Raw genomic sequence first — 15,044 nt, 5'->3', positions numbered from 1 at the left:
TGGAGCGGCGTGAAAGCGCCGTTCCAACCTACTGTCCGTGCAGGAAACGATCATGTCCGAAACCAGCCCCCTTCTGGAAGCGTGCGCTATTGGAAAGTCTTTCCTTGGCATTCCCGCTCTGGATAATGTCGATATATCGCTCAACCGAGGTGAGGTTCATGCCCTTCTTGGTGAAAACGGTGCGGGGAAATCGACGCTCATCAAAATATTGACCGGCGTCTACAGCCGGGATCGCGGCACGATACGCCTGGAGGGAAACGAAATTTCCCCTGCGAATGTCGCGGAAGCACAGAACCTTGGCATTGGGACTGTCTATCAGGAGGTCAACCTTCTTGAAAACCTGACAGTTGCCGAAAATCTCTTTCTGGGCAGACAGCCCCGCCGTTTCGGCTTGATCGACAGACGCGAGATGCGCGTGAGATCGCAGACGCTGCTCGCCCGTTATGGGCTCACAATCAATGTCGATGCGCTACTCTCCAGCTACTCGGTCGCCATCCGCCAGATTATCGCGATTGCGCGTGCCGTTGATCTCTCCGGCAAGGTTCTGGTGCTGGACGAGCCAACGGCCAGTCTCGACAATCATGAAGTCGAGATGCTGTTTACGGTGCTGCGGCAATTGCGCGCCGAGGGTCTCGGCATCGTCATCATCACCCACTTCCTCAACCAGGTCTACGACATTGCCGACCGCGTGACCGTGCTGCGCAACGGCAAGCTCGTCGGCACCCGGACGATTTCCGAATTGCCGCGCGGTGAACTCATTTCCATGATGCTGGGCCGCGAATTGCAAAGCGTGACCCATGACCGCCAGGCGCCGGAAGCAACCGTTGCGGAGGGCGAAGCACCCATTCGCTTTACCGGTTACGGAAAGCGCGGCAGCGTCGAGCCCTTCGATCTCGACGTGCGCCCCGGTGAAGTCGTCGGCATCGCCGGTCTCTTAGGCTCTGGCCGCAGCGAGACGGCGTTCCTTCTGTTCGGCATCGACAAGCCGGACGGCGGACAGGCTAGCATCGATGGCAAGACGGTCGCTATCACCTCGCCGGAAGCCGCCATCGAAAACGGCTTCGGCTTTTGCCCGGAAGAGCGCAAGACGGATGGCATTATCGGTGATTTTTCCGTGGCGGATAACATTGCGCTCGCCCTGCAAGCCAGACAGGGATGGATGCGCCCACTCTCGCACAAGCAAAAAGCCGTATTAGCGGATGGCTTCATCAAGTCGCTGGATATCCGTCCAGCGGATCGCGAAAGGCCGATCAAATTTCTCTCCGGCGGCAATCAGCAAAAAGCAATCCTGGCCCGTTGGCTGGCGACCGATCCACGCCTTCTCATTCTCGATGAACCCACACGCGGTATCGATATCGGTGCCCATGCGGAAATCCTGAAAATGATCGAGCGTCTCTGTTCCCAGGGCATGTCGCTCATCGTCATATCGTCGGAACTGGAAGAACTGACGGCTGTCGCACACCGCGTCATCGTGCTCTCCGACCGCCGCCATGTGGCTGAACTCAAGGGCGAAGACGTCACCGCCGACAACATCATGCAGGCCATTGCCAGTGCGGCCAGAACGGAGGCCGCATAATGAATGTGATCACCCACCGCCTGAAACGGCTGGCACCGCAGCTTGCTGCCCTCGTCATCATTCTCGCAGCTATCGCCGCGATCTCGCCCGGGTTTCTCAACGTCTCATTCCAAAATGGACGCCTCTATGGAAGCGTCATCGACATTCTGGTGCGTGCCGCACCCGTTGCCCTGCTAACCATCGGCATGACACTGGTGATTGCCACAAAGGGCATCGACCTTTCCATCGGCGCGGTCATTGCCATCTGCGGTGCGGTTGCGGCGATGTTGATCAGCGGAGGTCATTCGATCCCGGTCGTCATTGCCGTATCGCTGGCTGTCGGCATTGTCTGCGGCATCTGGAACGGCATTCTCGTCGCCATCCTCGACATTCAGCCCATCATCGCGACACTCATTTTGATGGTCGCGGGGCGCGGTATTGCGCAGCTGATTACCGAAGGCGTCATTCTGACCTTCAACAATGACAGCTTTTCCGCCCTCGGTTCCGGCTCGTTTGCGGGCATTCCGATGCCGATCGTCATCTGGGTTCTCACCGCCTTGCTGATCGGTATCCTCGTGCGCAAATCGGCGCTCGGCTTCCTCATCGAAGCAACTGGCGTCAATCGTCGCGCCGCAGCCTTGGCTGGTGTGCGAGCACGCTTCCTGCTGTTCTTCGTCTATGCCGTCTCTGGCCTCTGCGCCGCCGTTGCGGGCATGATCGTAACTGCCGACATCAGAGGTGCGGACGCCAACAATGCCGGGCTGTGGCTGGAGCTGGACGCCATTCTGGCCGTGGTCATCGGTGGGACATCGCTGAATGGCGGGCGTTTTTCGATAACCGCGTCGCTCATCGGTGCCTTGATTATCCAGACAATCAACACCGGTATTCTCGTGTCCGGCTTTCCGCCGGAGTTCAACCTCATCATCAAGGCAGGCATCATCATCGTCGTGCTGACATTGCAATCCCCGGCCATTGGCACCCTCATCGGCTTTGCCAGATCGCGCAAAGCTGATGGCCCTGCTCCGCACTCCAAACCCGTGAACCATGAGGGAGCCGCGCGATGATCCACACCCGCAATCTGCCCTTCCTGACGACGCTCGCGGTCTTCATCGTCGCCTATGCGCTCTGCGTCATGCAATATCCCGCGATGTTTTCGACCCGCGTGGTCGGCAATCTTCTGACGGACAACGCCTTTCTCGGCATCGCCTCTGTCGGCATGACCTTCGTCATTCTGTCCGGCGGTATCGACCTTTCCATCGGTTCGGTCATCGCGTTTGCTAGCGTCTTCGTGGCTGTGCTGGTCGGCACGTACAATGTTCATCCACTGGTGGCCTTTGCCGCCGTAGTGGTCATTTCCACCCTGTTCGGTTGTCTGATGGGCGCGATGATCCGCTTTCTGAGCATACCGCCCTTCGTGGTGACGCTGGCGGGCATGTTTCTGGCGCGTGGTGCGGCCTACCTCATCTCCACGGATTCAGTGCCGATCTCGCACCCCGTCATCGATGCCATCCAGGGCTTCTATTTCCGCTTTCCCGGCGGCGGGCGGCTGACGGCGCTGGCCATTTTAATGCTGATCGTCTTTGCTGTTGGCATCTTCGTGGCAAGCCGTACCCGCTTCGGTGCCAATATCTATGCGCTGGGCGGAAACCAGCAATCGGCGGAACTGATGGGTGTGCCCATCGGCAAGACGATCATCGGCATCTATGCCCTATCGGGCTTTCTTTCCGGGCTGGCGGGTATCGTCTACACGCTTTACACCTCGTCAGGCTATTCGCTGGCGACGGTTGGTGTCGAACTCGATGCCATCGCAGCGGTGGTTATCGGCGGCACGTTGTTGACGGGCGGCACCGGGCTGGTGGCCGGAACCTTCATCGGCCTGCTGATCCAGGGGCTGATCCAGACCTATATCGTTTTCGAAGGCACGCTGTCCTCTTGGTGGACGAAAATCGTGATCGGCATACTATTGTTCATATTCATCGTGTTGCAACGCACAATCATCTGGTATTCAAACAGACGATTGACCGGGGGACATCCGGCGTAAACGGAAGCGGAGAGTTTGTTGGGGCTGCTGGAAACGACGATTACCGGACGAAAGCGGCGTAGCAGCCACGCGCATGTCGTGGCTGAACTCGGCAGCGCAATCGTTTCAGGCCGCATCCCCGAGGGATCGCTTCTGCCGAACGACGCAGAACTTTCCCTGCGCTTCGGCGTCTCGCGCACCGTGCTGCGGGAAACGATGAAGACACTGGCCGCCAAACGACTTGTCGAGCCCAAAGCCAAGGTCGGCACGCGTGTTCTGGAAAAATCCAGCTGGAATTTCTTCGATCCTGACGTTCTGGGCTGGCGCTGTGACGCCGGGCTTGACCCAGAATTCATCAATCATCTGGCCGATATCCGCTTGGCGCTGGAACCCGCCGCGGCAGCGGCAGCAGCCCGCCATGCCTCCAGCGAAGACATCGTCTCGCTCTACACCATCGCCGCACAATTCGACAATGTAAACCACACCCCGGAAACCATCGCCAAGGTCGATCTGGAGTTTCACCTGGCGGTCGCCCGCATTTCCGGCAATCCGTTCATGCGCTCTGCCAGCGGCCTGATCGAAGCGGCACTCGCCATTTCCTTCCAGCTCTCGTCGCCCGCGTCTTCGCCAGAGACGATTTCGGAGATCGCCTCCAACCACCTGCGCATCGTCCACGCGATTGCCGCCCGCGATGAAGCTGCTGCCATCAAAGCCATGCGGCAGGTCATCCTGGTGGGCAAAGACCGGATCAAGAACGCGATCTCCGAGTGACCTTCTGAGATATCCGGCACGCCTCAATGAAAATTGCGGCCTTTGACGGTGATTTGGTCCCCTCCATCCTCCTGCATCTCGGATCGTTTCGGTAGGCGGCGGCGGTCTGCGGGTGGAATTCCGTGATGAAACTCATCGCCCCGACCATGCGGCAACGGAAACGGCCCTTCTCTCTCACCCACGCTTCTCAGCACATCGGAAAGATCGGTCACCCGATGGGCCACCAGATGCACGACCTCGCCCTCACGCTGGATTTTGCCGTAAATCCCAACCATTCCAGCCGATAGAATAACGCGACGATACTTCTCGAAGGTTTTGACCCAGACGACGGCATTGGCGATGCCAGTCTCGTCCTCCAGCGTCATGAAGATGACGCCCTTGGCAGAACCCGGTCGCTGACGCACCAGCACAAGCCCCGCGACCTCCAGCCAGCGCCCGTCTTTTGCGTCCACGGCCTGCGCGCAAGTCGCAATGCGCCGCTTTGAAAGATCATCCCGCAGAAACGCCATGGGGTGCTCGCGCAAGGTCAAGCCAACATGGCCGTAATCCTGCACCACCTCCCCACCCGCCGTCATGGGCCGCAGGGCAACGTCGGGCTCGTTCAGTTCCGCAATGACGCTGTTCTGGCTTGCAGCAGCAGCGGCAAACAACGGCAGCGGCTCATCCCGCAAAGCCTTGATGGCCCACAAGGCCTGACGACGCGAAAGCCCAAGCGATGGCAAAAAGACATCCGCTTCTGCAAGAGCGACTAAAGCATCGACCGGAATACCCGCCCTACGCCAAAGATCATCGATGGATACAAATGGTTGGTTCTCACGGCACGCTATGATGCGGCCTGCGCGCTTGTTGGACAGCCCCTTGACCATGCACATGCCGAGACGAATGGCATTTCGCTCCGGGCCGACAGGCTCCTCAAGTGTACAATCCCACCGGCTGGTGTTGATGCAGACCGGGCGTACGACAACACCATGACTTTGCGCATCGCGGACAAGTTGTGCCGGGGCATAAAACCCCATGGGTTGGGAATTAAGGAGAGCAACGCAAAATATATCCGGATGATGGCATTTCACCCATGCGGATGCGTAGGCAATCAGTGCGAAGGAGGCAGCGTGGCTTTCGGGAAAGCCGTAGCTTCCGAAACCCTTAATTTGCTCAAAAAGCCGTTTCGCGAACTCCTCAGGGAAGTTATTTTTGATAAGGCCACTGACCAGTTGCTTCTCAAAACCGGCAATGGTTCCAACATTCTTGAATGTTGCCATTGCTCTTCTAAGCTTGTCGGCTTCGCTGGGTGTAAAACCTGCACAATCGATTGCAATACGCATCGCATGTTCTTGAAAAAGAGGAACACCTAGCGTTTTATGGAGAACTTTTTCGAGATCAGCGTGCTCGTATGTGATTTTTTTACCCTGAGCTTTTTCCGCACGCCGCTTGAGGTAGGGATGCACCATATTCCCCTGAATGGGACCGGGTCGAACGATCGCTACTTGAATGACCAAGTCGTATAGTTCACGGGGTCTTAGTCTCGGTAGCATCGACATTTGCGCGCGACTTTCGATCTGGAACGTGCCTATCGTGTCAGCCTTGCAAATCATGTCGTAGGTAGGATCGTCACCATTTTCTATGCTGGTAAGCCCGAATGTCTTGCCCTTTCGAACTGTTAGCATATCGAACGCCCGACGCATGCAGGACAGCATGCCGAGTGCCAGGCAATCCATCTTCATGAAATCCACGACCTCGATATCATCCTTGTCCCATTCGATGATCCGTCGGTCATCCATGGCGGCGGGTAAGATGGGAACGAGTTCGTCCAGACGGTCATGGGTCAACACGAAGCCACCCGGATGCTGGCTGTGATGGCGCGGTGTGCCAATGAGTTGGCGGGCAAGATCAAAGGCCAGCTTCACGCGGCGGTCATTCAGGTTGATGTTGAGGTCCTTGGCTTCCTTCTCCCCCGCATCCTCCGTCCACCACCAGATTTGCGAGGACATGAGCTTGGTCAGATCTTCCGGCAGGCCCAAAACCTTACCAACATCGCGAATGGCGCCCTTGCCGCGATAACGGCTGATGACGGAACACAGCGCTGCTTTGTCGTGCCCATAGTGATTGTAAATCCACTGGATGATCTCCTCGCGTCGCTGATGTTCGAAATCGACATCGATATCGGGTGGTTCATCGCGATCTTCCGAGACGAAACGTTCGAACAGAAGGTCGCTTTCCTTGGGATCGATGGCGGTGATGCCGAGCACGAAACAGACGGCGGAATTGGCCGCCGAGCCTCGACCCTGGCACAGAATCTCCATTTCCCGAGCTTGACGAACGATGGCGTTAACGGTGAGAAAATAAGGAGCGTATTTCTTCTTGGCGATGATCGCCAATTCATGTTTGAGGGTCTTTTCCACCTTCTCAGGCAAACCATCCGGATATCGTCCCGGCACCTCGTCCCATACATATTTTTCCAGTGCCTCTTGCGCAGTTAAGCCAGGCAGGATGTTTTCTTCTGGATATTGGTATTGCAATTCTTTGAGCGAGAATTTGCAGCGCCTTACAATCTCCAGCGTTCGGCGCAGAGCGCCGGGGTAAGCGGAAAACAGCCGGTGCATTTCCTGTGTTGGTTTCAGGTAGCGGTCGGCGTGCCGTTCGCGCCGGAAACCGGCATCGTCGATGGTGCAATTGTGGCGGATGCAGGTGACGACATCCTGTAACATGCGCCGTTCCGGTTCGTGAAACAGCACGTCATTGGTGACGACGGTGGCAACGCCTGTGCGCTCTGCCATGCGCGAGAGATCGTAGAGCCGCACATGGTCGTTCGGGCGGCGGCGCAGGCTCATGGCCACATAGGCGCGGTCCCCGAAATCTGCTTTCAGCCGACGCAGCCGAATGGATAGGGTTTCATCCACAAGGTCTGGCAAGAGGATAACCAGCAACCCCTCACCATAGGCGACCAGATCGCTCCATGTGAGGTCGCAATTTCTGTTAGTGGGGTCTCTCTTGCCATGGGTGAGCAGACGGCAAAGGCGGGCATAGGCAGCGCGGTCTGTTGGGTAGACCAGCACCGAGATATCCTCCGCCAGATCAAGCCTGCAACCGATGACGAGCCGGACACCGGTTTTTTCCGAAGCTTGGTACGCGCGTGGGATGCCTGCCAGGCTGTTACGATCCACGATGCCGAGCGCTTCTATGCCAAGGGCTTTCGCTTGGGCGAACAAATCCTCGCAAGAGCTGACGCCCCGCAGAAACGAGAAATGCGACGTCACCTGAAGTTCGGCATATTGGGCGCTCATCCGAAGAACCCGTGCAGGAACCAGCCTTGGGAGCCGGTATTGACGTGTTCGCCATCACCGGAGCGGAAAATCCAGAAGCGCTCGCCGACTTCATCTTCCACGGTGAAATAATCGCGGACTGCTGCCTGCTCGCGGTCGCGTTTCCACCATTCGCCGAAGACCCGTTCCGGCCCATCGGCGCGTTTCACCAGACGGCGGACGCCGCGCCAGGTAAAGCTTTTGGGTGGATGGTCCGGCAGCAGCGCCATGGTCTGTATTGGTTCCGGGCGGGCAAGCAAACGGACGGGGCGGGGCCAGTGGTCCGGCCAACCGAGAGGGTCATCAGCAGATTGGGCAGCAACGATCTGGACGGAGCGTTCGGGCACGTCGCTGGCGACGGCAGCGTAACGATAGACCTTGTGACCGCGGTTGATGATGACATCGACGGTTTCACCGATATCCGCCTTTGCATCATCCAGCAGTGTGGAACGCACTTGCCCCACCACCAGCGCTTCTGCGTGAGTGGCCGTCAGGGTCATTTTCTCGATGCCGAAACCGGGATTGATCGTGTCGATCCGGTCGCTCAACAGGCGGGTCAGTTGCTTGACGTCGCGAACCGGTTTGGAGGTACCGGCGCGGATGGCCTGCACACCGCTATCGACCCGGTGCAGCACCAAATCGACGCGGCGTGCGCCGAGGCCACGTTTTTCGAGCCTAAGACAAAGCTGGCTAACGAGCTTTTCGGTGTAGCGCGCAATGGTCTCGGCTGCGGAAATAGGTTCGGCAAAAAATCTGAAGACTTCGACCAGTTCCGGCACGCGGATCGGCTCGATGGGTTCCGACAGCAGACCATGGGCCTGATCCAGCCTGCGCCCGACCTGCGGGCCAAAGCGCAGTGTGAGTGGCGCACGCGCCGTGGCCATGAGGTCTGCGATCTGGCGAAAGCCCAGCACTTTCAGATCAGCCAATATCCTTGTCTCAAGGCGCAGTGCTGCCAAAGGCAGAGCAGCGAGCGCGGCGGTGGAGCCGTTTTGCGGCACGATGGTCACGGGCTCTTTTCCGAAACGGGCAAGCGCGTGTGCCGCACCCCAGCTATCGGCAATCGCGGCACGCGCCGTAAAGCCGAGCCCGTGCAGGCGGTTGACCATGCCGGTCAGCATCATCAGCTCATTGCCGTGCAGATGGTCTGCCCCTGTCGTATCCAGCACCAGACCGTCGGGCGCATCAGGCGCGACGATGGGCGCGTAGATGCGCAGGAACCAGAAGGCGAGATCGCGCAGTGCCTTGGCATCATCGGCTGCCTGCAAGTCTTCAACGATGAGTCCGGGAATGATGGCCTGCGCCTTGCTGACCGGCATGCCAAGCCGCAGGCCCATTGCCGCCGCCGCCACATCCTGCGCGGCAATAACGCGACGGCTTCCCTGACGACCGATCATCACGACTGGCCTATCAAGCGGTGGCGCCTGCTTGCCAAGCGTCCTGCGGTATCGGTCTGTCGACCATGTCGGCAGGTAGAGCGAGACGACCCTTTGCATCACAGGCTTCCACTTCAAAATTGGCACATTCGCCACCGCGACACCTCAAAAGCTCCAGAGCCCAGCGCGCTCGACCCACCCCCTTCACGGGCAGGGGTGTGGAAGGCCGCACGGATATGCGCCAGCGCGTTACGGCAGCAGTCGGCTGACCATACTCGACGGCACCGGAGGAATGACGCCAGCGCCGTACCGCAAGCCCGACCACACCGGATGTTTCCGCCGCCAACTGCAATCGCCGCGACGTGGTCATCGGCAGTTTCGAGACCTCGCCGATGACGGCACCGAAGCCGTTGCAGCGCAGCCCCTCCTCGAAACAATCCAGCACGCCCTTTTCATCACGGCATTCCACGATGATCAGCCGGTTTTGCGAAAGACCTGCCTGAGTAAGAGCAGGCATGAACAGATCGGGCCGTGTCACGCACCACAGGATTTTGCCTTTCACACGCGCGGCGATGCCTGCCGAAAACAGGGCGGATGCCGCTCCATCCACGGCACCGTTGCCGGCACCGCTGACTTCATGCAGGCTGCCCAGCTTCAGCCCACCACCTGGCAGATGATCATCGATGGGCTGAACCCCGAAGGGCAGATGGTCGTGGTGCCGGGCCGGACCTTGGGTGATCCGTTCCAGCCGCTCTCGCAATTCCTCCACAACAAGCTGTTCGGCGCGTTTATGCATGACACGGGACTTCTACAAAGCATGACGCTGAAAGATTATATGTTCACTTTTTGTTCCTTTTCCAGCAAAGAGTCAACAACCCATGCGATTCCCCTGTGGAGAACATAGTGCTGGTTTCATGCCAGCAGATTAGTGGCTGTTGATGGGACGCATATCCACGCCCGGAAAAGCATTGGAGCCGACAGACGCGCGCTGTGGCAATGTCAGCCTTCCAGCGGCGTAATACAGCAGGAACGAGCCGATCTGATAGGCGAAGATGATGTCGATTTCCACGAAGGAGCGGACGACGAACAGCGCGCAGAGCGCAAAGAGAATAAGACCTTGCGGATCGTGCTTGCGCACCAGAACAGACCGCAGATGCCCCAGCAGCGTGCCATAGAGAACGATGACCAGCAGCAAAAGTCCGACAAAGCCGTTCTCCACCACAGTCTCGATATAGGTGTTATGGAAGTGGAAGCCGGTTCGGGTGGTGATGAAGAAGTCGTTCCACAGGCGCTCCGCATCGAAAAAGCCCATGACCCAGAAGCCTTGATAGCCAACACCCAGAATGGGTGCTGCCTTGGCCGCTTCTATGCCTTGCTGCCACAGATAGGTACGGCCCGTCAGCGTCGAATCCTTGCCGAAAATGCCAAGGATGGCATCGAGCAGACCGAATTGAAGAGCGGCGACGATAACCAGACCGCCCATTCCTACCAGCGCGAGGAAAATCATCTTGCGGTTGGCGGGAGACAGCATGCCCATTGGCAAGAAGCCGATGACGAGTGCAACAACTGCAGCAGCTGTGATGACCGAGGTCGCCGATTGCGATGCAAGCAGGCAATAGGCGGAAATAAGACCTGCAAAACCCGCAATGCCGAGCCAGACAATATCGCGCTGCCGCAGCACGAGCACGGAGCAAGCGGCAAAGATGACGCCGAGCGAGGCATAGAAACCCAGCTGGTTTTTGGAGGAGAAAGCGCCAACGAAGCTGAAGGTGCCGTCCAGCGCATCGAAAAGATAGATGCCGAACAACACCGAATAGAGCAGCACGACGATGATGCCGACCAGAGCGCCGCGTGTCAGCGTCGTTATGGAGATGACGCGCATGGCGATAAGCGCGCAAACGATGTGCGTCATATATTGAATGGAGGCGCGCAGCGTGACGGACATGGCATCCGACCAGAAGCTGGAAAGGATGGTCAGAATTCCAAACCCGAATATCCAGAGATAGCGGGTATAGTTGCCCAGGACGCGGCGGTAATCCACCACTACCAGAGGCAACCACACACCGTAGTAGGCAAGCACCGAGATCATGCCGAATTTGGACGAATAGGCAAAAACGAAGAACGACAGCGCCACCGCCGCCGTTCCGTAAAGTCCGTTTTTATCCGGGTCGATCAGAGCCGATTTGGCAATCCGCATGCGGACCTCACTGCATCAGAACTTCTGATGACACCTTTATCACATCACCCGGCTCGATGGTCGCGTTTTCATCGACCTTGATCTCCTTGGGCTGGCCATTGTCCTCACGCACGATGACGTAGGTAATGGATGCGGACTTGCCCGACGGATCGAACTTGATAGCCTCGGCAGACTGCGCCAGGGCCTCGGACATGAGCTGGTTGCTGGTGCCCAGTTGTAGGTTGAGCTTCTGGAGTTCGGCTTCCGTATCCTGCAATTCCTTGGAGCGCTGGGCCACCCAGTCATTGCGCAGGTTGATCTCGTCCTGCATTGCCTTGTTGATATCCTGCTTCGCGCGCAGCGAAGAGGTGTCGATGTCGAGAAGCGTGGATTCCACTTCGGCAGCACGCTCTTCAGCGGAGATGCGCCGCTGGGCAAGAGCCAGCCCCTGCTCGTTCAGGCGGTTGACCTTTTCCTTGTCCTCGTTGGCCAATTGTAGCTGACGATTCTGGGTTTCGGATTTCTTTTGCAAGGATTCCACCTCGGTTTCCAGAAGCTGCCGCAGATCGGTCAGCGCTTTCAACTGAAGCGTATAACGCTCGCTGCGAGATTTCATCAGAGCGTTTTCGCTCTCCAGCAGGGCGTCGATGTTGAGAATTTTCTCAAGCTCAGGTGTCTTGGCGATTTCCGCATCGCCCCTCACCTCTGCCTGAAGCCGTGCCTGGCGCGCCAACAGACGACCACGCTGGTCGTTGTAGACGGCGGCATCGCCCCGGGCATTGATGAAGTCACGCGCAAAACGCTGACCGGCATCCGAACGACGCAAGCCACCCGACAGGCTGACAGCCTTCAGGACGGTGAGGTTGGGAGCGTAAGGATATTCGCCGGGTGTCTGCACATCGCCGGTCAGGAAGACAGGACGGAACTGGGAGACCTCGACAGACGCAGATGGAAGATTGCGGAGCGCGAACTTGCTCTGCAATTGCGCGCCGATTTCCTCACCCACTTCGCCGGTGGTTTTACCGGCAACGTCAAGCTGGCCGATGAACGGCAGAGACAGAGAGCCGGAAGCACCGACGGAATAATCACCGTTGATGACTTCCCAATTGCGGATGGTACCATCGGCAGGCTGCCATTCGGCAACGCGAATGCGCAACTTGTCGGCGGTGCCAAGGCGATATTGATTGTCTTTCGCATCGGCGTGAAGCGGGCCTGCTGCAAGAAGCGAACCCGCAAGAAGAAGCGCAGGAACCCTGCGCCAGACAACATTCAAAGAAAATCCGGTGGCAGGGCCAACCATATGCAACTCCATAATTACGACCGCCGGGAGGCAGTCGGATTACGACCAGCGATTAAGCTGGCCGCAACTGCCACGTTTGAGTGGCCGCAATATTTTAATGCTGCAAAACGCCAGAGAACGAAATTGGTTCAATAGCTGCCGCGTGACATGCACACAGCGGGAATGGTTTTGAAGATAATGGAAACATCCTGCATCATCGACCAAGTGCGCACATACTGCGTGTCGTAATCAACGCGTTCCTTGTAGGACACGTCGTTGCGACCACTGATCTGCCACAGGCCAGTCAGACCTGGACGTGTGCTGAGATAATAGGAAGCTGCGCTTTCGTAGTAGTTCAGCTCCTCATCGACCACCGGACGGGGGCCAACGACACTCATCTCACCACGAATGATGTTGATCAGCTGTGGAAGCTCGTCGAGGCTGAGCTTGCGCAGAACGTTGCCGATCGCAGTGACGCGAGGGTCGTTCTTCAGCTTGCGTGTTGCTTTCCATTCCTCGGCAGCTTCAGGATTGGCAGCGAGGTACTGTCGCAGCACCTCATCACCATTCGTCACCATCGTGCGGAACTTCAGGCAATGGAACATACGTCCATTATGACCGACGCGGCGATGCCCGTAAAAGGCAGGGCCGCGGTCAGTAAATTTCACCAAAGCCATGATCATGAGAAAGATCGGGCTGAGGATGAGGATTGCTAGCAGGGCTGACGAAACGTCAAAGCTGCGTTTAGCGATTCCTCCGATCGGAAAACTCAAATCGGATTCATTTGAGCTACTAAGCGGCGAAACAGCCGATCGAGTCGCGGACTTCATAGAGAGGACTCCATTTATGTTTTGCGATGGTCGGTACCCGTTGGGCGCGTCAATTCGAGTTAGATCATTCCGTAAGGCTGTGACCAGAATTGGGTGCTTTTAGATTTTTTATGAGGCAGCGCGCCTTAGTCTTGCACTTCAGCAATCCCGAAAATACTCACAAAAGAACTGCGATGAATATTAAAGGGCTAATAAACAGCAAACCTACCCCCCGATATCAGCGGTATGCATGAAGGGGTGGTGTTTAGACATGTATTGAAGGCCGTAATACATTTGGTTTATTCTTATAGCTTGCTCAAATCCGGCAAATTTCAAGAACGAACCGTATTGAATACAAAGCTTAAAAAGCAAAAAAACCTATTGTGCAGCGCAATAAAATTGCGGCGGCGCACACTCAAAAAGACAAGGATTGTCTCAAAATTTGTGAAGAAAAATTCATCTCGTTTGCAAATGATCGTGATTCAAGCGTGAAAATGGACGCAATCATGACGCAAAAAAGGCAACATTGTGGCGATATGCGTTTGCATAGCTCTAATTTATGTTTGGCGAGTTCTCATAGGAATATATAATCGATTGAGCTAGTGACATTTGCGTGATTCTCTTCGGCATCATGCGGATTGATATTTGACGTTCAAGATTTCGGGCCGGTCTGCCGCAGCGCGACTTCACTCAAAGAGAAGAGTGGTGAGCGTCACGGCCCCCTACAGGCGGATGACTTGATAGTCCCGCCTCGGCGCCATCAATGAGCATCTCAAGCAAGCCAGATGCGGAGTGACCACACCTAATGCTGCGGGCATGAAAAAGCCCCGCCGCAAGGATGCGACGGGGCCAATGAGGGTGTTCGATATCCCCCAAATAAGAAAGCCGCCACTCACGTGACGGCCTTACTCATTATATATAGTGGAAATCAGGCTGCGCGGCGCTCGTGGCGGCCTTCTTCTACCTCCTCGACAATCTTGGCAACGAAGGCCTCAAGGTCGTCAGGCGAACGTGATGTAATGATACCCTTGTCAGTGACCACCTTCTCATCCTTCCAAATGCCACCGGCGTTCTTAACGTCAGTTTTAATCGAGGCATAGGACGTCACTTCCAGCCCCTTGACCGCATCTGCTTCCACCAGCAGCCACGGCGCGTGGCAGATGGCGGCAACGACCTTGCCGGATTTCACGAAGTCACGCACGACACGCATCGCGTCTTCATCGGCACGCAGGACATCCGGGTTGATCTGGCCGCCTGGCAGGACCAGCGCATCGAAATCATCGACGCGGACATTCTTGGCCAGTAGGTCGACGGCGATTGCGTCTCCCCAATTCTTCTCATCCCAGCTTTTGATCTCGCCTTCTTCCAGCGATGCGATCTTCACATCCGCGCCGTGGCGCTTCAGTTCTTCATAGGGAACCCGCAACTCTGAGCGCTCGTATCCGTCTGTTGCAAGAATAACGATTTTCGCAGCGTTGATAGCTGTCATGGCTTTCTCCTTTGATTGATGGTTTTGAGTCCGGAACTCAATCTTCCACGTCGGAATTGACCGAGGGCAGAAAGAATTCGACATCGTCACGACGTGCCTGTTCCAGCACTTCGATTTTCTCCTGCCAGAAGCGTTCTGCTTCCTCAGGTTCGTTGTCGTATTGACGGACGAAGGTCTTGTTATCGTCGATCATGACCTGGCGAGTACCGCCGAGAAGCATGTATTCTTCCGCAAGCTTTCGCGTTTCGGTCTTTTCCATATAACTTCTCC

The 15,044-nt window shown here is 56.9% G+C and carries 12 protein-coding genes; 4 read left to right on the top strand and 8 right to left on the bottom strand.

Annotated elements, in window-relative coordinates:
- The first annotated feature begins 52 nt into the window (after positions 1-52).
- Genes QRN55_RS20825 through QRN55_RS20810 form a run of 4 tightly spaced genes read left to right on the top strand, consistent with a single transcriptional unit; the run spans position 53 to position 4,346 of the window.
- Positions 53-1,576 carry a sugar ABC transporter ATP-binding protein gene (locus QRN55_RS20825; RefSeq protein ID WP_284778145.1) on the top strand — a complete coding sequence of 508 codons (1,524 nt, stop codon included), beginning with the start codon at positions 53-55 and terminating at the stop codon, positions 1,574-1,576.
- Entirely contained in the window at positions 1,576-2,619 is a 1,044-nt protein-coding gene (locus tag QRN55_RS20820) for an ABC transporter permease (protein ID WP_284778144.1), read from the top strand. Before QRN55_RS20825 ends, QRN55_RS20820 begins: the two co-directional genes overlap by 1 nt.
- Entirely contained in the window at positions 2,616-3,596 is a 981-nt protein-coding gene (yjfF, locus tag QRN55_RS20815; protein WP_284778143.1) for a galactofuranose ABC transporter, permease protein YjfF, read from the top strand. The genes QRN55_RS20820 and yjfF overlap by 4 nt, the downstream gene beginning before the upstream one ends.
- 18 nt (positions 3,597-3,614) lie before the next feature.
- Positions 3,615-4,346 (top strand): FadR/GntR family transcriptional regulator, encoded by a 732-nt coding sequence (locus QRN55_RS20810; RefSeq protein WP_045229338.1) that lies wholly within the window; start codon positions 3,615-3,617, stop codon positions 4,344-4,346.
- Between the two features lie 23 nt (positions 4,347-4,369).
- Here the strand turns inward: QRN55_RS20810 and QRN55_RS20805 are convergent, their stop codons facing one another.
- The 8 genes from QRN55_RS20805 to QRN55_RS20770 form a co-directional block, all read right to left on the bottom strand.
- A complete protein-coding gene (locus tag QRN55_RS20805) occupies positions 4,370-7,627 on the bottom strand; it encodes an error-prone DNA polymerase (protein ID WP_284778142.1) in 3,258 nt (1,085 codons plus the stop codon).
- The gene (locus QRN55_RS20800; protein WP_284778141.1) at positions 7,624-9,141 is read right to left on the bottom strand and encodes a Y-family DNA polymerase; all 1,518 of its coding nucleotides are present in this window, start codon (positions 9,139-9,141) and stop codon (positions 7,624-7,626) included. Before QRN55_RS20800 ends, QRN55_RS20805 begins: the two co-directional genes overlap by 4 nt.
- Positions 9,056-9,817 carry an ImuA family protein gene (locus QRN55_RS20795; RefSeq protein ID WP_111841415.1) on the bottom strand — a complete coding sequence of 254 codons (762 nt, stop codon included), beginning with the start codon at positions 9,815-9,817 and terminating at the stop codon, positions 9,056-9,058. Before QRN55_RS20795 ends, QRN55_RS20800 begins: the two co-directional genes overlap by 86 nt.
- A gap of 129 nt (positions 9,818-9,946) precedes the next feature.
- On the bottom strand, positions 9,947-11,218 hold the full coding sequence (locus QRN55_RS20790; RefSeq protein WP_284778140.1) for an O-antigen ligase family protein: 1,272 nt from the start codon (positions 11,216-11,218) through the stop codon (positions 9,947-9,949).
- 7 nt (positions 11,219-11,225) lie between these two features.
- A complete protein-coding gene (locus tag QRN55_RS20785; protein ID WP_284778139.1) occupies positions 11,226-12,497 on the bottom strand; it encodes a polysaccharide biosynthesis/export family protein in 1,272 nt (423 codons plus the stop codon).
- Between the two features lie 128 nt (positions 12,498-12,625).
- Positions 12,626-13,306: a sugar transferase gene (locus QRN55_RS20780; protein WP_111841418.1), complete on the bottom strand. Its 681-nt coding sequence runs from the start codon at positions 13,304-13,306 to the stop codon at positions 12,626-12,628.
- A gap of 907 nt (positions 13,307-14,213) precedes the next feature.
- On the bottom strand, positions 14,214-14,774 hold the full coding sequence (locus QRN55_RS20775; RefSeq protein WP_112501530.1) for a DJ-1/PfpI/YhbO family deglycase/protease: 561 nt from the start codon (positions 14,772-14,774) through the stop codon (positions 14,214-14,216).
- A 37-nt stretch (positions 14,775-14,811) separates the two neighbouring features.
- Positions 14,812-15,033, bottom strand: coding sequence for a hypothetical protein (locus tag QRN55_RS20770; RefSeq protein ID WP_111841420.1), 222 nt, complete (start codon positions 15,031-15,033; stop codon positions 14,812-14,814).
- Positions 15,034-15,044: the final 11 nt, after the last annotated feature.

This window comes from Agrobacterium sp. lyk4-40-TYG-31 (genome assembly GCF_030209855.1).
GTDB classification, from domain to species: Bacteria; Pseudomonadota; Alphaproteobacteria; order Rhizobiales; family Rhizobiaceae; genus Agrobacterium; species Agrobacterium vaccinii.
Note: the sequence above shows the minus strand (reverse complement) of the source record. Positions and strands in the feature narration are given on the sequence as shown.